General features: G+C 57.5%; 13 protein-coding genes, 2 pseudogenes and 1 riboswitch. Of the genes and pseudogenes, 8 read left to right on the top strand and 7 right to left on the bottom strand.

What is annotated here, in order from left to right; all coding sequences use genetic code 11:
* Nucleotides 1–153 precede the first annotated feature (153 nt).
* The 7 genes and pseudogenes from R8871_RS38080 to R8871_RS38665 all read left to right on the top strand — a co-directional run.
* The gene (locus tag R8871_RS38080) at nt 154–1,395 is read left to right on the top strand and encodes an aromatic ring-hydroxylating oxygenase subunit alpha (protein ID WP_175055042.1); all 1,242 of its coding nucleotides are present in this window, start codon (nt 154–156) and stop codon (nt 1,393–1,395) included.
* A 6-nt stretch (nt 1,396–1,401) separates the two neighbouring features.
* Nucleotides 1,402–2,952, top strand: coding sequence for a class I adenylate-forming enzyme family protein (locus R8871_RS38075; RefSeq protein ID WP_175055041.1), 1,551 nt, complete (start codon nt 1,402–1,404; stop codon nt 2,950–2,952).
* 16 nt (nt 2,953–2,968) lie between these two features.
* Nucleotides 2,969–4,255 (top strand): Zn-dependent hydrolase, encoded by a 1,287-nt coding sequence (locus R8871_RS38070; RefSeq protein WP_281370286.1) that lies wholly within the window; start codon nt 2,969–2,971, stop codon nt 4,253–4,255.
* A gap of 65 nt (nt 4,256–4,320) precedes the next feature.
* Entirely contained in the window at nt 4,321–5,163 is an 843-nt protein-coding gene (locus R8871_RS38065; RefSeq protein ID WP_175055039.1) for a DMT family transporter, read from the top strand.
* Nucleotides 5,164–5,356: 193 nt separating this feature from the next.
* Nucleotides 5,357–5,450: riboswitch (glycine riboswitch) on the top strand.
* A gap of 147 nt (nt 5,451–5,597) precedes the next feature.
* Nucleotides 5,598–6,863, top strand: coding sequence for a D-amino acid dehydrogenase (locus R8871_RS38060; protein ID WP_175055038.1), 1,266 nt, complete (start codon nt 5,598–5,600; stop codon nt 6,861–6,863).
* Nucleotides 6,864–7,528: 665 nt separating this feature from the next.
* Nucleotides 7,529–8,665: a porin gene (locus R8871_RS38055; RefSeq protein ID WP_175055037.1), complete on the top strand. Its 1,137-nt coding sequence runs from the start codon at nt 7,529–7,531 to the stop codon at nt 8,663–8,665.
* A gap of 94 nt (nt 8,666–8,759) precedes the next feature.
* Nucleotides 8,760–8,985: pseudogene (locus R8871_RS38665) on the top strand (IclR family transcriptional regulator); the annotation flags it as partial.
* A gap of 39 nt (nt 8,986–9,024) precedes the next feature.
* Here R8871_RS38665 and R8871_RS38050 read toward each other — a convergent pair.
* The 6 genes and pseudogenes from R8871_RS38050 to R8871_RS38025 all read right to left on the bottom strand — a co-directional run bounded on the left by R8871_RS38050 (nt 9,025) and on the right by R8871_RS38025 (nt 15,947).
* Nucleotides 9,025–9,309 (bottom strand): RNA-dependent RNA polymerase family protein, encoded by a 285-nt coding sequence (locus R8871_RS38050; protein WP_246288088.1) that lies wholly within the window; start codon nt 9,307–9,309, stop codon nt 9,025–9,027.
* A gap of 958 nt (nt 9,310–10,267) precedes the next feature.
* On the bottom strand, nt 10,268–12,190 hold the full coding sequence (locus R8871_RS38045; protein WP_281370285.1) for a methyl-accepting chemotaxis protein: 1,923 nt from the start codon (nt 12,188–12,190) through the stop codon (nt 10,268–10,270).
* Nucleotides 12,191–12,360: 170 nt separating this feature from the next.
* Nucleotides 12,361–12,606, bottom strand: a pseudogene (locus tag R8871_RS38920) (cache domain-containing protein); the annotation flags it as partial.
* A gap of 434 nt (nt 12,607–13,040) precedes the next feature.
* Nucleotides 13,041–13,109, bottom strand: a complete 69-nt coding sequence (locus tag R8871_RS38660) for an FAD-linked oxidase C-terminal domain-containing protein (RefSeq protein WP_246288081.1) — start codon at nt 13,107–13,109, stop codon at nt 13,041–13,043.
* Between the two features lie 1,724 nt (nt 13,110–14,833).
* Nucleotides 14,834–15,181, bottom strand: a complete 348-nt coding sequence (locus R8871_RS38030; protein ID WP_175055036.1) for a hypothetical protein — start codon at nt 15,179–15,181, stop codon at nt 14,834–14,836.
* A complete protein-coding gene (locus R8871_RS38025) occupies nt 15,162–15,947 on the bottom strand; it encodes a PhzF family phenazine biosynthesis protein (protein ID WP_175055035.1) in 786 nt (261 codons plus the stop codon). The genes R8871_RS38030 and R8871_RS38025 overlap by 20 nt, the downstream gene beginning before the upstream one ends.
* A 966-nt stretch (nt 15,948–16,913) precedes the next feature.
* Between R8871_RS38025 and R8871_RS38015 the strand changes: the two genes are divergently transcribed.
* Entirely contained in the window at nt 16,914–18,341 is a 1,428-nt protein-coding gene (locus R8871_RS38015; protein WP_175055034.1) for an IS1182 family transposase, read from the top strand.
* Nucleotides 18,342–19,001: 660 nt separating this feature from the next.
* Here R8871_RS38015 and R8871_RS38010 read toward each other — a convergent pair.
* Nucleotides 19,002–19,178 (bottom strand): hypothetical protein, encoded by a 177-nt coding sequence (locus R8871_RS38010; protein WP_175055033.1) that lies wholly within the window; start codon nt 19,176–19,178, stop codon nt 19,002–19,004.
* Nucleotides 19,179–19,541 lie beyond the last annotated feature (363 nt).

The following is a 19,541-nucleotide window of genomic DNA, read 5'->3' as shown; positions in this document are numbered from 1 at the left end:
GATCGGACTTTTTCTTCGGGCTTTCCGAAAGCTGGCAAATCCGCCCGGTCCGTCCTCGGCTTTTTCCAATGTTAGGTTCGTCAATCCCTGATGGCGTGCGGCGTCGCAATGCCTGGAAAATGGTTGTACGCAAATCAACGTGCCTGTGACCCCATGCGTCAACCCAAAACGCCGATTGTTACCCCAGAAGAACTGCAGGCGCTGCGCGCGCCCACAGGTGTTGCCCTCGGATTACCGGGTCGCGCTTATTTTTCCACTGACTTTTATGAGGCCGAGCGCCGGAACATCTTCGCCACTGGTTGGATGGGAGTGGGATTCGCACATGAACTTCCCGAGGTGGGCGATGCCAAGGCCGTGACCATCGCCGGATGGGAGCTGCTCCTCGTTCGCGCGTCGGACCGGTCCATCAAGTGTTTCCACAATGTGTGCCGGCACCGTGGAATGAAAATTGTCGAGGGGGAATGTTCTGCGCGCGACCTCAGATGCCAGTACCATGCCTGGACATACAGCCTGGACGGGAAACTGGTCGCGACGCCAGGTATCGCCGGCGTCCGGCAGAACGATTCGCCCGGGATCAGCCGGGATGCCTTGGGCCTGCTGAGCGTGCGGTGCGAGCAATGGCTGGGTGTCGTCTTCGTCAATCTCGACGGACATGCGTTGCCGCTCGTCGAACACCTGAAACCGGCGATCTCCCGAGTTGAGCGCAGCTTCGACCTCTCCTCCATCGAGCACACGCCTGGCGGCCGCCAAGGCACCTTCCACTATGCGGCGAACTGGAAAATCGTCCTTGAGGGATCGATCGAGGATTACCACCTGCCCTTCGTGCACCGGGCATTCGACCACAGCGCCGACTACGCCACCGAAGACGGGGGAAGCGTGTACGCCGGGTTCTCATCGAGGCGAACTCTCGACGAGGCTGCGCGCCGGTACGAAGCGGAAAGCGACGGCCTGCGCCTGCCGGTGATGCCCACCATGTCAAAAACGGGAATGACCGAATCCATGGTGCTGTTCGTATTTCCTAATACCGTGCTCTCCTGTGGGCCATTCTCGATCTCGACTTCACTCATCGTTCCCACCGGCCCCGAAAGCACCACCTACCGCTCCACGACCCACTTCGTACGGGAGGCCGCGCACGAGCGTTTCAGGGCCGTGCGGGAGCGAAGCGCCGACTTCTGGAAGGACGTCTTCGGCGAGGATGAAAAGATCTGGAAGTCACTCCAGGCGCAATGTCACGTCCGGCATGAACTGGGACTGGCAACCCGGTTTTCTCCGCAATGGGAGCGCGCGCTGCACCTGTTCCAGCTGTTCGTCGCCGACAGGCTCGCGCCCAAACGTGCGAGCGCGCCCTTCCTGATGAGCGTCGAAGCCACCAATCCGTCCACAACGAACATGTAAATCAAAATGCATCTGGCACATTTCGTTTACCGCTCCGCAAGAAATCATCCCGAGCGACCGCTCTGGATCACACCCGATGTAACCATCAGTTATGCCGATGGTGTCCGCCGCATCAACAGCATCGCGCATTCGCTACACGCGAGATTGCAGCAGCGTGATCGTGTGGCGATCATCTCCACGAACCGGTTTGAGGCGTTCGAAGTCTACCTGGCGGCCCTGGCTGCGGGCATGACGGCTACGCCGCTCAATCCGAAACTGCATGTCGATGAGATCAGCCTCACGCTTGCGGATTCGGGAGCGAGCGCCCTCGTCTTTTCGCCGGAGTTTGCGAACGCCGTCGAAACGTTACGGGCGTCACATCCGGAAATCTCGCAGTGGATCTGCATGGAGCGGTGTGAGGGAGCCGGATTCTACGGTGACCTTCTGGAAGGCGAAGGTGACGCGCCTCCTGCAGTGACGATCGATCCTGACGACACGGCGTGGCTGTTCTACACATCGGGTACGACGGGCAGGCCGAAGGGCGTGATGGAGACACACCGCAACCTTGTGTCGATGGTGCAGCAATTGCGGCTCGGTATCTTGCAGGACGCCGATGAGAACGACCGCATGATTCACTTTGCGCCGATCGCCCATGCGACGGCGAGCGTCGGTCTTGTCCACCTGTCAGTGGGCGCGGCGCAGGTGTTCCCGGGACTGTCCAGGTTCGATCCGCCAAAGGTCCTGGAAGCAATCGAACGTTTCAGCGCCACCGCGAGCTTTATGGCGCCGACAATGGTGCAGATGCTTCTGCAGTCTCCCGATATTGGCCGATACAGCGTCAGGAGCCTGAAAAACGTTCTCTGCTCGGGTGCGCCCATGTACGCCGAGGTGCTGCGCCGCGCGATCGAGGTCTTCGGCCCCGTGTTCTGCCAGAGCTACGGCCAGAGCGAAGCGCCGGCGCAATGCGGGATGCACAAGTCCGAATATAACCCTGCGTCGCCGCAGATGCTGGAACGGATCGGCTCGGTCGGGCGGGAATATCCTGGCGTGATCATGCGCATCGTTGACGAACAAGGAAATGAAGTCGGTAGCAACGTCGCCGGAGAAATTACGGTTCGCGGTGACGTGGTGACCCCAGGCTACTGGCGCCGCAGGGAAGCGACCGACGAAGTACTGAAGGCGGGCTGGCTGCACACCGGTGACGTCGGCTACCGCGATGATCACGGCTACATCTATATCACTGACCGCGTCAAGGACATGATTATCTCGGGCGGGTCCAACATCTACCCTCGCGAAGTCGAAGAAATCCTGCTGCAGCATGAGGCGATTGTCGAGGCCTGCGTCGTTGGCGTTCCGGACGAGGTATGGGGCGAAGCCGTGAAGGCTGTTGTCGTTCTGCGCGCCGGGCCTGGCGTGACAGAGGAAGACGTCATCGAATTCTGCCGCACGCGGCTCGCTTCGTACAAGAAGCCCAAGTCGGTTGATTTCGTGGACCATCTTCCCAAGAACGCCTATGGAAAGGTGCTCAAAAAAGACGTTAAGGCCCGCTACTGGCAAACCGCCAGTCGTGCAATCTGAATTTCTGGAGCGATCAGTGACCAACTTGAGCAGTTTCAGACTTGCGTTGGATCGGGACACCCGGGTGGATCAGGGCCGTCTCTGGGCTTCGCTGATGGCAATGGCGGAGGTCGGGCCCGGTATTGCCGGCGGCAACAACCGCCAGGCGCTGACGGACGAAGATGGCGCGGCCCGCACGCTGTTTGCGCGGTGGTGCCAGGAAGCGGGCATGGAAATCCATGTCGACCAGATGGGCAACATCTTCGCCATGCGGCCCGGCACGGATCCGGACACCGCCCCCGTGTGCGTCGGCAGCCATCTCGATACCCAGCCCGCGGGCGGCCGGTTCGACGGAATCCTCGGCGTGCTGGCCGGTCTCGAGGTCGTACGCACCCTCAACGATCGCGGCATCAGGACGAAACACCCGATCGTCGTCGCAAACTGGACAAATGAAGAGGGATCGCGCTTTGCACCCGTGATGATGGCGTCCGGCGTCTTTGCCGGGGTCCATTCCGTCGAGTGGGCCTACGATCGCCAGGACAGGACGGGCATCCGGTTTGGCGATGAGCTGGAACGCATCGGCTGGAAAGGAAAGATGCCGGTTGGCTCCCTGAAGCTGAAAGCGTTCTACGAACTGCACATCGAGCAGGGACCGATTCTCGAAGCCGAAGGCACCCAGATCGGCATCGTGACAGGCGGCCAAGGGTTGACGTGGTTGCAGGTGAACCTGCAGGGCCGCTCCGCCCACGCGGGCAGTACCCCGATGGCGCGACGCAGGAACGCGGGCCTGGGCGCCTCAAGGGTCATGGAACTGGTCCAGCAGGTAGCGATGAGCCACCAGCCTTACGCTGTGGGTACTGTGGGGCGCCTCGAGCTACGTCCGAACTCCACCAATAGCGTACCAGGCTCAGCCGAACTCGCCATTGATATCAGGTCGCCGGATGCCACAGTGCTCGCCGCGATGGAGGCCAGCATCCGTCATGGCGTCGAGGCGATCGCCGGTGAGCTGGAACTGACGTTCACGATCAGCCGGCTGCAGCACGCTGAGCCGGTCGCGTTCGATGAACCCTCGGTGAGCACTATCAGGAACGTCGCTGCGTCACTCGGCTACACGCATCGCGACATTGTGTCCGGCGCAGGACACGATGCCTATTGGCTCTCGCGCGTTACGCCGACGGCCATGATCATGTGCCCGTGCATCGATGGCATTTCCCACAACGAAGCTGAAGATATCTCACCCGAATGGGCGGCCGCCGGCGCAAACGTGCTGCTGCACGCCGTAGGCGAGACTGCGCTCGTAGACGCCTGCACGGGCCACCCATAGTCAAACCGGGATCGGCGATCGGGGCACGTGCCGCGACGGGCTCGCAAGGCGCGCTTCTCCTTCTCATGGCTGTGTGGGGGTTCACGCTACCGCTCGTCAAGTGGTTGACGGGTCACTTCGATGTCGTTCTCCTTTCGGGACTCCGGCTGACGGCCGGAGTCGTGGTGCTTGCGTGCCAGCTACGCCCGACGGTTCCCCTCTTTCAGCTCGGCAAGGACTTTCGGCCCAGACTCTTGCTCTGCGCGGTGCTGACCGTCTATCTCCAGCAGTTGCTGCTGACGATCGGCATCCATCTCAGCACCGCGACAAACGGAGCGCTGATCACAGCGCTGCAGCCGTTGCTGTCATCCTTCATGGCCCTGACGTTTCTGGGCGAGCGCATCAACCATCAACGCTGGCTTGGCACTGTCGTTGGACTCGGAGGCGTCGCCGTGACGATCCTGATGCAACCTTCCGCGCAGTTGCTCCAGGCGGGGGCCGGCGATATCCTTATCTTTGCCGCCGTCGCCGCCTACTGCATAGGCAATGCACTGACACAGCGTCTTCTCGTGCAACTCGACGCGTTGACAGTGAGCGTCAGCGTTCAGGCGTTCGGTGCCATGTTGTTGCTCGCGCATGCGCTGATCGCCGTCTGCTGGCAACAGGACCTGCCACGCATGAGTGACGTTGGCTGGCACTGGGGCGTCGTATTCATCTCTGGCGCACTGTCAACCGGTTTTGGCGCGCTGGTCTGGAACCGCGCGGTTGCGGCGGTCGGTATTGCCCGCGCGTCGATGTGGCTCTACTGGGTGCCCGTTTTCGGCATCGCGAGTTCGGTACTCTTTCTGGGCGAACCGCTGACAGTCTGGCACGTCATCGGGCTTCTGCTGGTGCTGACAGGCACCTATCCGGCTGCGCAACGAAGTTGAGTTTCGCTGTCACGCCACGCTCCCGCTCGCACGCAATCCCGCACCAGATGGACCCTATTGACCGGAACCTGGAGGCCTTGCGTCGGCAAAGGAAAATCACCGCCCGAAAGCATTACTAGGTATGACGAGGTAATGATCGCTTGATGCCATATTGTTTTTGACCATGCGTACATATATCGTGACGGGGTTCGCTAGTGATGGCGCGGGAGAGATCGTCACACCACCATGACGACGCCGACGGAGCAACCGCCCCGGAAACTCTCAGGCAACAGGACCGCGATATCAGGACATCTGGAGAGAGGCGTTTCGCACGCACACCGAAGGGGACTTTCCTGCGACCCACACGCGCAGTTAAGAAAAACTCTCAGGTACATGGACAGATGGGGCATTGACGCCAGCGCAATGGCGATATCCCAACTCGTCTGGACCGTACCATGAAAAGAATTGCCATAATCGGCGCTGGAGTCACCGGCGTCACGACCGCTTATGCCCTGACCCATCGCGGGTTCGATGTGACGGTGTTCGACCGGCATCGATACGCCGCCATGGAAACGTCGTTCGCCAACGGCGGTCAGTTGTCAGTCAGTAACGCAGAAGTCTGGAACCACGTAGCGACCCTTGCGAAAGCGCTTCGCTGGATGCTGCGGCGCGACGCACCGCTGTTGCTCAACCCTGTCCCTGGCTGGCACAAGTACACATGGATCTACGAGTTTCTCCGCCAGATCCCGAACTATCGCGCAAACACGATCGAAACAGTTCGACTCGCCCTGCAGGCAAGGCAACACCTGTTCTCCATTGCGGAAAAGGAAGGGATCAACTTCGATCTGGAGCGACGGGGAATCCTGCACATCTACCACGACCGAAAGGGATTCGAGGCGGCGGCGGCCGTCAATTCACTGCTGCGCGAGGCGGGGCTCGAACGTCACGCCGTGGCCGAAAACGAAATCCACTCGATTGAGCCCGCGTTACAGGGATCCTACTACGGAGGATTTTTTACTCCGTCTGATTCCACCGGAGACATACACAAGTTTACACGCGGGTTGACCGCCGCCTGCAAGCGCCTCGGGGTCACCTTCCATTTCGATACGTCTGTCACGTCTTTTTCGAGAGATGATTCAGGTCTTTTCACGGTGATTGCCGAGGGGCACCCCCACGATGTGGATTCGCGAGACACGTACGACCCCAGATTCGATGCCGTCGTCATCTGTGCCGGCGTGATGAGCCGCCAGTTCGCCGCGATTCTCGGAGACTATATCAATGTCTACCCTGTGAAAGGCTACTCGATTACCGTGTGCCTCGATGAGGAAGACAGCCGCAACGCCGCCCCATGGGTCAGCCTGCTTGACGACAGCGCCAAGATTGTCACGAGCCGCCTCGGCAAGGATCGCTTCCGCGTCGCAGGCACCGCCGAGATCAACGGTTACAGCCGGGATATCCGCGCGGACCGCATCGCGCCGCTTGTCGACTGGACGCGTCGGCATTTCCCACGCGTCGCAACATCGCGCGTCATTCCGTGGGCGGGACTGCGCCCCATGCTCCCATCAATGCTTCCAAGGGTGGGCAAGGGAAAGCTGCCCGGTGTGTTCTACAACACAGGTCATGGACATCTTGGCTGGACATTGTCCGCCGCGACCGCCGAGACGATCGCTGACGTGATTGCACGATCATCAGCTGTGACGGCCCACCTGCCGCCCGCATAGCGGCGCGCTTCCAGCCCTTCCCTGCCTTCCCTGAAGCTGCTGCAACCGGGAAGGCAGCCCCTGCGGTACCGGCAGACGTGCGGCTCGCAGGACATCCAATCGCACTGACCCATCCAGCGCCCGCCCCGCGGTGTCAATGCGTCACCTGCGCGCCATGACGGGAGCAATCCTGGGTCAATCACAGACGCCAGCGGTCCACTGGACCGTGGTATCACGCCGAAAATCCGTGTGATTTGATCGGATATCGAACCAAGTTTCGGCACTTTCCGATGCTTTTATTTTTGGCGCGCCATATCATGCTTTCCATGGTGCTGCGGGCTTTCTACGCTCCGTTTGTGCGGTGACAGGCTCCGCGATAAGTTGCCCCCTGTACCGGAGCAGGCCGCTGGACGAGTTGCGCACCCAACCAGCAAAGAACCAGCATTCAACACCACGTATATAGTACTACTAAGTATATATCAAACGAAAAGTGACGAATGATGAAGCGAAAATAATGATGAGGAGACGCCACACGTCTGATACTCCCGACACGATTATTCATGAGACATCTGTGGAGATAAATCCACCGAATCTGGAAATCTGACCTTCTGCGCATAGCGACTTCAAGGGACCCTTTCCCTGGTTCAGAAATCCGCTTTAATATTTTTCTTACTAGAGAGTGCGGCATGAAAAGCATTGGAACAGTTTTCATTTCATCATCAGCTGTCCTTGTTGGATTGGCTTCTCAGGCCAGCCATGCGCAGAATAGCGTCACCCTGTATGGAACGATCGATAACTCGTTGCAGTATGTCCACAACGTGGCCGGCAAGAGCTATCAGTTGTCCCTCCAGTCCGGGCAGCTGACAGGCAGCAACTGGGGACTCAAAGGCAACGAGGATCTCGGCGGTGGTCTGTCGGCGATCTTCAAGCTCGAGAGCGGATTCGACGCCAATTCGGGCGCACAGACCTCGTCCGGGTTTGGACGTTCGGCCTATGTGGGACTGAGATCCGAGACACTGGGCACACTTACCCTGGGTCGCCAATACGATCCGCTCTTTTACATGACGTATGCGGTTCAGCCGAATGCATACCTCTACTACTTCACTACACCGGGGAATGTCGACAATTCCGACGGTCTGATGCGACTGAGCAGTTCAGTCCAGTACGCCAGTCCCGCGTACCACGGTTTTCAGGTTCGCGCCTCGTACGCTCTGGGCGGCGTGGCCGGAAGCGTGGGTTCCGGACAATCCTATGGCGTGGGTCTCTCATATTCGGGAAGCGTATGGAATTTCGGGGGCGGCTATCTGCACGTTGACAACGGGAACGGCAGTACGGCGACACGCGGTACGGCGGACGTGAAGGATCTGATCATTTCGCCCGTCAACTCGGCTTACGCCACTGCCAGCAAGATCAATATCGCGAGAGCGGGCGCCAGCTTCTCAATCGACAGCTTCACTTTCGGCGGCTATTACAGCTATACGGAGTATCTGGCCGATGCCGCCTCTACGTTCAGACAGGCAGAGCGCTATAACGATGGCAATCTGTATGCGGTCTGGCAACCTACGCCGGCTACGACGCTCGAGATCGGCTACAACCTGCTCAAGTCACACGGCGACTCGTCAGCGACCTACCATCAGGTATCGCTTGCGGGTGACTACGCCCTGAGCAAGCGCACGGATGTCTATGCATCCGTTTCTTATGCGCATGCATCCGGCCAGGACGGCAACGGCGGCGACGCACGGGCTGTAGTCGCGGATTCTTATGCGGCTGCGGGATCAAAGTCGCAGGAGTTCGCCATGATCGGGATACGACACAGGTTCTGACAGAAGGGATACAGTTTATTGTGCGAGGTGGTGAGCGTAGAGCGAAGGGAATGGGTCTCAGTTGCGCCAGGAATTGAATTGCGAGCGACCGGCCCTTCGTGAAAAAAAGCTCGCGGGCACGACACTACCGCTCGATGAAACGGCGATCAGCTATGGTGATCCGTTTTTGGTGCCGTTTCTCGAGACCTGGTGAGCCGGCTTATGGCAACCGGCCCACAATGCAGAAATTCACAGCGGATACCCGCGACGTCCACACCGCCGCGTTCGCGGTACCAGTTTTCGACGTCGGCGAGAGGTTCATGGCAGCGCTCGCGCTTTCGCACTGCGTCACGCATAAGCGCGGCTTTCTGAGGGAAATTCTACGGCGCGTGACCGCGAAGCTGGAAGGCACCGCGACGAGACTTGCCGCAGATTAATATGAAACCCAAGAAGGTGAAGGTCTCCGGCCGTCCAAGACCACGACTTTGGCGGTTGGCCGCTGCATATCGGCCAAATTCCAGCAGCCTCGTCCTGTCCGGCAGAAGCGCAATCGCGAACTCCTCCAACCTCGAATGCATCGCGTCCCAGAAGCGCCTTGCGTTAGGTTCGTACTCGAAGCCAACCACAATATCACCCGCATGGCGCGAAATGATTACGTTGCCCATGGCTTTGCGCCGTGGCCACCGATTGGCCCAGAGATCCAAATCGTAGTGCAGTGCAGATAACCCAACTGGCGAATGGTAGCTGCGATGCGTTTTCCAAGTTTTATATAGAGCTTAGCCGCCCGAATTCGGTCTAAGTCGAGTATATGGACTACCTCCGGGAAGTTCAAGGTTTGCGCCGCACCGCCACGGGGTCATTTTTACATCGGCGCAAACAGATTTCACGATCTCTAACCGAAGACGGAATGCACCCGCGACAGAAGAAAACCCCCGACCACCCAAGAAACGGCTAATGTATGGTGCAAGTACCCCTCGCCTTCGAACGGCCTATTTAATGGCGTTTCTGTGCGGCGACAATGATTAGGCCTGGACATACTGCTTGACGCTTATATGAACGCCGCCCGGCTTGCAAGGTGATACCGTGAGAAGTTGGACGAGGAGCTGGTTGCACGCTTATATCCGGCGTCTATAGGCTAGTCTGTGCGCCCTGATGGAATTCGCCAAGAACGACCTCTGCTATCTGACGCGCTCAAAACGCTCAGCGTCAATCAGCTTCACGTTCTTGCGGACCAACCTGCCTCGCCATCACACCGCTATCGACCTTCGTAACCGGTCCGTAGATTTGGCACATAGATGCCGGCTGATTCTGGAGGGACCCAACATCGCTCCAAAGTCGCCTCGGCGCCGCGCGCGAATCTCTGCTCGGAGAGGGCGGCGTTCATACCATTTATCCATGCGTTCCAGCATCTCCGACCCTCACTGGCCACCCAAGTGCAATCGCGCCGGCAACATCCCGCTACTCACGGATTCGGTCGTCAGCGTAATCAGGATCGATCCGCTATCCCTGTACGCAATTTCGGTACCCGCCGTTGCTAAGGTATTCGCTTGCAGTGCGCGTTATTGGCATCCTGCTAAACGGTCTGGTCAGTTCCGTCATGCGGGAAGCAGTCTTTTCGAAAGATCAGAACGTTTCCCAACCTGATTTCGCCGTATCCACTGCGGAGGCAGGTTTGGCAGAACTGGTGACAGGGGCAGTCCTCGACTTAGCAGATTCCGCCCGACCCGTAGCGGGAATCCTGGACGCGGGCGGGTGGGGCTTGCTTTGCGGAATCACCACGTGTGCTGCGGATTGCACTGTGTCGATTACCTTGAACACCGAAATCGCATCCTGCAGCCTGATTGCCTGCTCTTCAAGTGACTGCGCCGCCGCCGCTGCCTGCTCAACGAGCGCAGCATTTTGTTGGGTGACTTCATCCATCTGTCCGACGGCCTGATTCACTTGCTCAATACCACGGCTCTGCTCATCAGACGCTGCCGCGATCTCGCCAACAATATCGGAGACCTGCTTGATGGCCTGTTTGACCTGCCCCATGGTTCCACCGACCTCCGTTGCCTGCTTCGCACCGTCCTGAATCGTGGTCACGGACGAACTGATCAGCTCCTTGATTTCCTTGGCAGCCTCCGCGGAGCGCTGGGCCAGACTGCGGACTTCACTGGCAACCACAGCAAAGCCTCGCCCCTGTTCGCCAGCGCGCGCGGCTTCAACGGCTGCATTCAGCGCCAGAATGTTTGTCTGAAACGCAATCCCTTCTATCACCCCGGTGATTTCGGAAATCTTGGTTGAACTACTGCTGATCTGTCCGATTGCCCCGACCATGGCCTGGACAGAGTCGTTGCCCATATCTGCCATATCACTCGCCTTCGTGGCGAGCGTGTGCGCCTGACGGGCATTGTCAGCGGTCTGCTTTACCGTTTCGGTCAACTGAGTCATGGTGGCGGCAGTCTGTTCAAGAGATGCGGCCTGCTGTTCAGTTCGCGCTGAGAGATCCAAATTGCCCGCAGCAATCTGAGTGGCCGCGCTCGCCACAGAATCACTTGAAGCACGAATGTTGCCTAAGGTCGCGCTCAGGCTCTTCATCGTCTGAGCGAGCGCGTAGAGCAGACTCGATCGATCGCTTGAATCCAACTTAACTTTGCCCGTCAGGTCATTTCTGGCCAGCATACCGGCTACTTCCGCCGCGTAGGCGGGCTCGCCGCCAAGACTGATCATAATGCTGCGAGAAATCCTCCAGCCTATCGCCAAGAGAAATGCGAGCAGGACGACGGAGACACCGCCCACCTGTGCAGCGTTTCGATAGAACTCTGCGTCGACATCATCGATGTACACCGGTGCGGACAGTACCCATCCCCATGGCGAAAACATCGCTGAATACACAATCTTTTCCTTCGGAATCTGCTCACCAAACTTGGGGTATGAGAAGCGAATGAATTCACCGCCACGCGTCGCTGAAGCAAGCATCTCTTGATCCCTACTTTCCCACAAAATTTTACCCACGACCTCTGGGTATTCCGGCGCCAGAATGTACAATCCATTTCCCTTGAAAGCAAAAAATGCCTCGTTCGTCTTGTAAGGCAGCGATGCCAACTCGTCGAGCGCGGCCTTCTGGCCAGCTTCTTCAGAGATAATTCCTGCCTGCACCAACTTATACTGATGGTTGATGATGCCGATGCCGAGATCAACGACCTCATGCAGTTTCTGCTTCCGTCCGTCGATTACTTTTTGCCGTACCTGCGATAGCGAAAGGCCGCTGACGAGCACGATGCTGACGAGTGAAGCAACAATCAGAATCAGAATGCGTGTTCGAACAGCAAGTGAGGAAAACTGTAGGCTCATTGTCGAGTACTCTAAAGATATTTTTTGGGTCATGTGTTGCCTGAAGTCAACGCACATACTCGTCAAAGGACCGATGAAGTGTGTTCGTGGAGCCCGTCCGTCCGCACCGATCAATTCAGCGATATAAAAATATAAATCGTGCTTTTCATATTGGTCACCTCCGCGAAGCCGCTTGCTGTTCAGTGCGTGCTGACAGGTCAAGATTGCCATGGGCTATCCGTTTGACGCGCTTGAGACCAATGCACCAGACGCCTAGATGTTGCCAACCGTTGCGCTCCACCTCTCCATTGTCGGGCTCGGCGAATAAAGCACGCTTGCGTGGTCGCCTGACCGCAGTTGTGCATTCCCTGTCAAGCCGCTGTGAGCCAGGAGCCACGGCATCATTGCCGCACAAGCAAGCTCTCCACCGAGACAAGCAATGTGCTGCGGTAGACTGTCCCTTCAACCGTCAGTAGAGAGGTATAACCAGGCGCCGAACTGTGCGGCGTGTCGGTAAACTCCGCGTCGACGTCATCAGTGTACGTCCCTGCGGCAAGCACCCACCTCCATGGAGAAAATATCGAAGAATAGGAAAATCTATCTTTCGGGATCTGCGCCCCGTGCTTCGAGTGCCAATACCTGTTAGATCCACGCCGCGCTGCCCGACTTCGAGGAGCCCTTAGGTTAACAAAGTTTCTCGGGAAACTTTCAGACCAAGCGGGTTTTTCCCTACTACCTGTCTAAATTTGGTGTCAGAAAGTATGTTCCGCATTTATCAAACACAAAAAAAGCCTCGCTCAGGTTGTAGGAGAGAGACGCTAACTCGCCCAACAACGCATTTTTACAGTGCCGTTCGAGACTGTGTCGAGACGCGAGGTGGCCAGGCGCGATGCACCACTTGGGTCCGGTACGCGCTTTGGCGGCGCCGTCAAGCGACTACGGCACGTCGCGATCTCGTGGCGCCCGCACGGCCTCTGGCGATTGCCCTCTGGACCTGATCACCGTCCCAACTGCGCACGCAACGCATTCGAGTACCGGTCGCCTCGTTCGTCATTAGATAACACCATCAAAGTACCGATGCTTACTCTGTAAGAATCTTGCCTGGATTCATTAGCCAAAACGGGTCAAGAACGGACTTAAGTTGGCGCATCAGATCGAGTTCAAACCCGGACTTTTCGTCGTTGAAGTTCGTCTCGCTTGAGTTGACCAATTCCGCGCTCGACTGAGAATGATCCGCCAAACTCGGCAGGGACGTCATTTACCAGACCGGGAAGTTCACGTTTCAAAACGCGCCAGTTCTTGTGCATCTATCCGCACGCGCGACAGTGGTATCAATGTGCTGGGTCCGCGTTACTATGGACACGTCCCAATGTCTGTTCGAACACCCAATGCGGATTCGAATTTCCTTGTCGAAGTATATAGTGTTGGGTAATACGAGCTACCTGTTGGATCGCATACCAGCTATGCCGATCACAGCATCACTCCGCGACTCGTTGTCACTTTCATCAAAAAGGCCCCCGGGAAAGCATCCTTTCGAGCATCCGACCTGAATCAAAAATTCATGGTTTCGCCTCCCCTTGCAAGAATTGTCTTACTGTTCTTGGGCAAGGACGTGGCACTAGGCAGCCTCGTCATCGAGAACGATCCGTAAGCGATGGATCTGAGGCGATCAAAGCGTTGCGACGCCGAGCATCTTGTTGGCCGCAAACGCAACCTTCCCGACGCGTAAACTCCTTGGTACTCTTCAAGACAGTCGATGTACGCGTTAACCAAAGTAATTTGGCAAGTGCCTGGGAGTGTAGTTCGTCGGCGCCGACGGCTTGTGTATTGCGCGGTGCGCCGAAAAGCCGCGTCTGAGCCATGTAGAGGACATCGTGACCTTGCCGTGCGGTACATGGCCCAAAGCCTGCGCCTGATGTAATTGGCCTGTTCCACAAGATCCGACGATCAGGATCACTAGCACAACATCGCGTAAATAGATTGAATAATTAACTGCCTTGGTTATCATAGTGGGATGAGCCGAGGCGCCCATGCAACGCCAGTGAAGCTGGCAAACAAGGAAAGCCTGACAGCAAGAAAGCGCAGCAGCGCGACGATCGTCGACGCTTCTTGCTTCAAAGTTCGCGACGCATGTACGCGCGGAGGTGTTCGGTTGACAGGTCTTGCCAATTCGGCGGACTGTTACCCTGTTACCACACCACTCGTCCAAGAAGCGCTGGACGAATCGACCGTACTTCCTTCGGGTACCCTCCGCGAGGCCCCTGACGGTGCCGAGGTATGAGTTAAGTTCACTCAGGAATTGAGCTGCGCTCGTGATTGATGGCATGAGCGTTTCGGGACATTCCAGGCCGCTGAACAGTTCTAGCTGCATTATCGTCTTCTCCCTGCCGACCACCATGGTCGGTAGGAAAAGTTCAGGACATTATGCGAATCTCCGCCAGTTGGTTGATCTTGCACAAGCCCCTGTCAGCAGTGCGCCGTTGCGGTCCCCGCCGCCGTGCTTCAGCTAATCCAATGAGTGAGTAATCTTTAGTATCTGAAGCTTCAGATATTTTTCAATCCCGGCCGGCCCCCGGGATCCTACAGGCAGCGCGGTGACGACCGCCGTAAGGCTTACGACTGCATTTATCAGTGAGATTCTGCGCAATCGCGGGGTTAACCGAAAAGCGCGACGGTTCGCAGCCTTGCTTGGCAAGGAACTACGCATTTCGATCCTGCGTAGTTCATGGTCTCCGTGACGAACAAGCGGCTAACCGCCCTTGCTGGTGCAGTCCTCACAATCGCCGTCCGGAACAGTGCGGGAGTGCCGGAGATGTCTCTCTGTATGTATGTGATTGCTATCCTCCTGTTTAGTGTCGGAGTCACCGCTAGGAGTCACCACGTCCAGAACGCTGGCGCGCCTTCGACGCTTGCATTGCCAATGGCCGCGGACGACCAATAGGCGGCGCCGCTGCAATCGCAACTGCGGTCGGCTATGGCGCACACCAGACTCCCTTGTTTGCGATGTTGCGCTTCTTCCCGAGCCAAGCATTTACTGATGTTCTCCACCTCGCGGTCATCTGGTGCATCAGCGCGTTCGGAACTACGGCTGTCGCCTAGTATGCTGGCATCAAGAACGTCGAGGTTAGCGGACAAGTACTTGGTCTCCGTTTGATGGGCGTCGTGCGCTAGTTCCTTTGCTTGGATCCAGATCAAAAAAGCTTCAAATGAAAATAGTTCCACGCATGAATAGCACCCCATGGCCACTGATAATCACTCGGCTGTTGTCCAGAAGTTCGCAGATCAGTTGGCCTTTACGTACCCCGCCTTGCTCCGCACTCAGGACCGTCTTACCGAGTCGATGTGCCCAGTACGGCGCCAAGGAGGTATGGGCGGAGCCGGTGACTGGATCCTCGTTCACTCCCACTCGCGGACCGAACCAGCGAGAGACGAAATCGAAGGCGTGACTCGGTGCAGTAACCACAATGCCGCGGACATCAAAGGCCGCTAAGGCCGCGAAATCAGGCTGAAGGTCGGCAATGATGGCTTCGTCTTCAACCACCACGACATAGTCATCGGTGCGATACAGCGCCTCGGCACACCGCAGGCCAAGGGCTTGAAGCAGGCCTGGTGGGGGATCGACCTCTTCGGGCTGCTTTGCGGGAAAATCCATGAACAACCGGTCGCCTTCACGACGCACCCCCAACTCGCCGCTGCGGGTTGAGAAGCGTAGCAAGTCAGTGGGTTCAGCCAATTGATTAAACAGCACCCAGGCAGCGGCGAGGGTGGCGTGGCCGCACAGGTCGACTTCTACCGCGGGGGTGAACCAGCGAAGTTGAAATACCTCGCCGCTTCGCACGAAATATGCTGTCTCGGATAAGTTGTTCTCTGCAGCGATAAGCTGGAGCGTCTCATCGGGCAGCCAGACGTCCAGCGGACAAACTGCCGCCGGGTTGCCGCCAAAAATCTTGGAAGAAAATGCGTCTACCTGGAAAACGTCTAGTTGCATCGGAATCGTTCCTGTTCGGGTGCTTTTTCTATGGTCTGGATCTGTTCCAAATAATTATAAATGGTGTAGCGGGTCACCCCGAGATCCGAGGCCGCCTTTCCAATCCCCACTTGAAGATGAACAATCCCCGGTCGTGCATATGTCGCACGGCCTCAACTTTGCGGCTTTTCATCAATGCCATCCGGCCCGGGCAGGTGGACTTAATACTTCCCACCGCCAACCGCTCATTTTCCTGACGCTCATCGCTATGAGATTCAGGCGCAGGCACCAAGCCTAGAAGACCGCCGAGACAGGTGTACGCAGCGGCAACACCGCTCACGTCGGCATTGACGCACAAGCGCGCAATGGCTGCCCACTACTGTCGCGATACGCCACAGTGGAGCTTCGGAGCGGTCGGCCATCCGGTGCGCTGATGAAGTAGTTCTCTATCACCAACGGCGGTACCAGAGCGGTCTTCCATGACACGTCTCACTGCAATAAACCCCATGTCCTGAAACGGCCCGCCCAGTAAGGAGCCACCCACCCGTCGCCCCGTGACATGGCCATTGGCGAGGTAACTCCTCCGTGGTAGTAAAAGAAGACAGCGTCTTCAGCAAATCCTTCGGTCCATACTCACTCTCAGTCCCCAGCTCCAATCCCGTTGAGCTTCACGGGTGAAGATTTGATATCTCAATCCACAGGAACTTGTCGCCAGATTTTATCGTAGTGCTTCCGATGGCCAAGATGGAATGGACACCGCCCTCCCTCCGGGGAATTGGGCACGACAGAGGGCCTCCAGGACCGAACGGCATCAATGTGCCAAAGTGGAGTTGCGACACAACCACTTGAGGAACGGAGGCCCAGATGAATGCTACGACATACGGACTCGACATTGCAAAACGGGCGTTCCAGATGTATTGGGTCGACGCCTGTGCGAAAACGCATCGATCGCCTAAACTGAATCAGCGCATTAAGCGTGGGTGACTCATGAAGCGATTCGTTGAAGGCGATGACCGCAAGCAGGTCGCACTACTTCCCGAATGCGTCGATGACTACATCGGCCAGGACAACCCGGTCAGGATCGTTGATGTCTTCGTGGATGAGCTGGACTTCACCACGCTCGGCTTCAGCGGCACTACACCCGCCACCACAGGCCGCCCGTCTTACCATCCGGGTGTGATGCTGAAGATCTACATCTACGGGTACCTCAACCGGATACCATCGAGCCGACGTCTGGAGCGCGAATGCCAGCGCAATGTCGAGCTGATGTGGCTAACGGATCGTCTCGCTCCGGACTTCAAGACGATCGCAGACTTTCGCCGCGACAACGGAGCGGCCATCCGCAACGTCTGCCGGCGTTTCGTCGAATTGTGTCGCGGACTGAAGCTACTATCCAGTGACATGGTGGCGATCGACGGCAGTAAGTTCAAGGCTGTCAACAGCCGTGACAGGAACTACACGCCCGGCAAGATCGACAAGCGTCAGCAGCAGATTGAGGAGAGCGTTCAACGATATCTAGACGCGATTGAAACCGCAGACCGGACCAGTCCGACGGGTTTCGATGCGAAGACCGTGCGCCTTTACGAGAAGATCACCCGGTTGCGGCAGCAGATGCGAGAGCTCAACCAGATCAAAAAGCAATTGGTCAAACAACCGGACAGGCAACTGTCACTTACGGACCCGGATTCACGCTCCATGACCAGCGGAGGCAAAAGAACCGGAACGGTCGGCTACAACGTGCAGGCCGCCGTAGACACGAAGCATCATCTGATCGTTGAGCACGAAGTCACCAATGTCGGAGGTGACCACGGGCAGCTCAGCAAGATGGCTGTGGCGGCAAAGGAAGCGATAGGCAAGCCGGGACTAAAGGTGCTGGCTGACCGAGGCTACTTCAGCGGCCCCGACATCCGCGCGTGCGATCTCGCCGGTATCACGGCGTATGTCCCGAAACCGCTCACCTCGGCATCAAGAAAGAAAGGGCTCTCTACCAAACGAGACTTCATCTACCTTGCAAAGACCGACGAATATCGATGCCCTGCCGGCGAGCGTGCAATTCATCGATTCACGACCGTTGAGAATGACATGACACTGCGGGTGTACTGGACCGGGGCCTGCCCGCGTTGCCCGCTCAAGCAGCGATGTTCGCCCAGCGACTATCGACGCATCCGAAGATGGGAACACGAACATATACTGGAAGCCATGCAACGTCGTCGTGACCGCAAGCCAGAGGCAATCACCATCCGCAGAAGCACTGTCCCGCATGTCTTCGGCACGCTCAAGCACTGGATGGGTGCCACTCACTTCCTGACCCGAACGCTGGGGCGAGTGAACACCGAAATGAGCCTTCAAGTGCTGGCCTACAACATCAAACGGGTCGTAGATATACTTGGGGTTGCCAGAACGATAAGGCGATGAAGATGGTTGGAACCTGAGGCGCCGAGGGGCGTTCTCGAGCTTGAGACGATACGCCAGCGCAAGTTCGACCGGATCGAACGCGAATGACCCGAACTGCGGCTCACCTTCATTGGGAAAGCCAGTTTCCACACACCCTCGGCCGTCAACATCCAGTGGAAAGTTTGTGATCGAATCGATCACCCTTGCATTTCGCTGTTATTCATTTAGCGCCCCCAGTTCAACTTCTCAGCGATGAATAAAACGCGCGTCAAGGTTGCTGAGTCGTTCGTCTCAACAATCTTGACGCCCGTGTTATCTCGTTTGGCGTTCAGAGGACGTGAACGCGCCGAGCGAGTCGGTTCAGCCTTGCGGGGTTTTGCGGTAGATGGGTCCGCGATTTACGACTCGTTGGAGCATGCCATTCGTCATGTACTCCTGCGTCTCGTTCTCGTCGAACGGGCGAGCCGTCTGACCCGGATAGCCGATAAGTTCACGCACCTGCGGTGACATGTAATAGGCAGAGGAGGCAGCCAGGCTAATGGCGCCGAACGCGTCTGGTCACTGGTGACCAGTGCCTCGGCCGCATCGCGCGGATCTTTGCCTTGAGCGCTAGCGATCCCCCGGAAGAGTCTTTCTCGAGGTCGCGCACGTTGGGGTTCGGATGCCAGCGCTTTTGCGACATCAACTCCCACTCGGGCTTGTCGCCGGCGAACTCGCCATTGTCAACTCGGGGACCCTGCTCCAGACACACCACGCTCCTAGACACTCGGAAAGGTGCCTTGCCGCCACCATGCCGGATGCGCCCGCGCCGATGATCAGCGCATCGGCTACCTTCGCATTCACACGGACTTTCGCCATCCTTGTCTCCTATGTAAGCTGCCCGGTGCTGAAGCGGCGTCGCGGGGAACCCTACAACCAGCACCATTTTTTATAGTTCCAGTATATGGTTGCCTAAAACCTCGGCAACGCTCGACCGGCTATAGCAGCTATCCATATCGAGCGCTAGCATTGCCCGTTAATTATGCTAGCGGGTCTATCTCATCCAAAATGCCGTCTGATGGCGTTCACGCCGGAATCTTTCAGAAGCTGCCATCCCTATGCTCAAGTTAGATAGCTGCTATACGTGGGATGCCGTTGCCGATCTGGCCCGCATCCATATACTTGACTTATAAAAATTGCGCATTGTGGCAGTCATGAGAACCGCCGTGATGCACGCAACTT

Origin of the sequence: Paraburkholderia sediminicola, from assembly GCF_902859805.1 — a bacterium.
Lineage (GTDB): Bacteria > Pseudomonadota > Gammaproteobacteria > Burkholderiales > Burkholderiaceae > Paraburkholderia > Paraburkholderia sediminicola.
This window is presented reverse-complemented; position numbering and strand designations above follow the sequence as displayed.

What these genes read in the sequence shown, in the direction of transcription:
- R8871_RS38080 (WP_175055042.1), top strand. Translation starts at nt 154, where the DNA reads ATGCGTCAACCCAAAACGCCGATTGTTACCCCAGAAGAACTGCAGGCG.
- R8871_RS38075 (WP_175055041.1), top strand. Translation starts at nt 1,402, where the DNA reads ATGCATCTGGCACATTTCGTTTACCGCTCCGCAAGAAATCATCCCGAG.
- R8871_RS38065 (WP_175055039.1), top strand. Translation starts at nt 4,321, where the DNA reads ATGGCTGTGTGGGGGTTCACGCTACCGCTCGTCAAGTGGTTGACGGGT.
- R8871_RS38060 (WP_175055038.1), top strand. Translation starts at nt 5,598, where the DNA reads ATGAAAAGAATTGCCATAATCGGCGCTGGAGTCACCGGCGTCACGACC.
- R8871_RS38055 (WP_175055037.1), top strand. Translation starts at nt 7,529, where the DNA reads ATGAAAAGCATTGGAACAGTTTTCATTTCATCATCAGCTGTCCTTGTT.
- R8871_RS38050 (WP_246288088.1), bottom strand. Translation starts at nt 9,309, where the DNA reads ATGGGCAACGTAATCATTTCGCGCCATGCGGGTGATATTGTGGTTGGC.
- R8871_RS38045 (WP_281370285.1), bottom strand. Translation starts at nt 12,190, where the DNA reads ATGGCAATCTTGACCTGTCAGCACGCACTGAACAGCAAGCGGCTTCGC.
- R8871_RS38025 (WP_175055035.1), bottom strand. Translation starts at nt 15,947, where the DNA reads ATGCAACTAGACGTTTTCCAGGTAGACGCATTTTCTTCCAAGATTTTT.
- R8871_RS38015 (WP_175055034.1), top strand. Translation starts at nt 16,914, where the DNA reads ATGAAGCGATTCGTTGAAGGCGATGACCGCAAGCAGGTCGCACTACTT.
- R8871_RS38010 (WP_175055033.1), bottom strand. Translation starts at nt 19,178, where the DNA reads ATGGCGAAAGTCCGTGTGAATGCGAAGGTAGCCGATGCGCTGATCATC.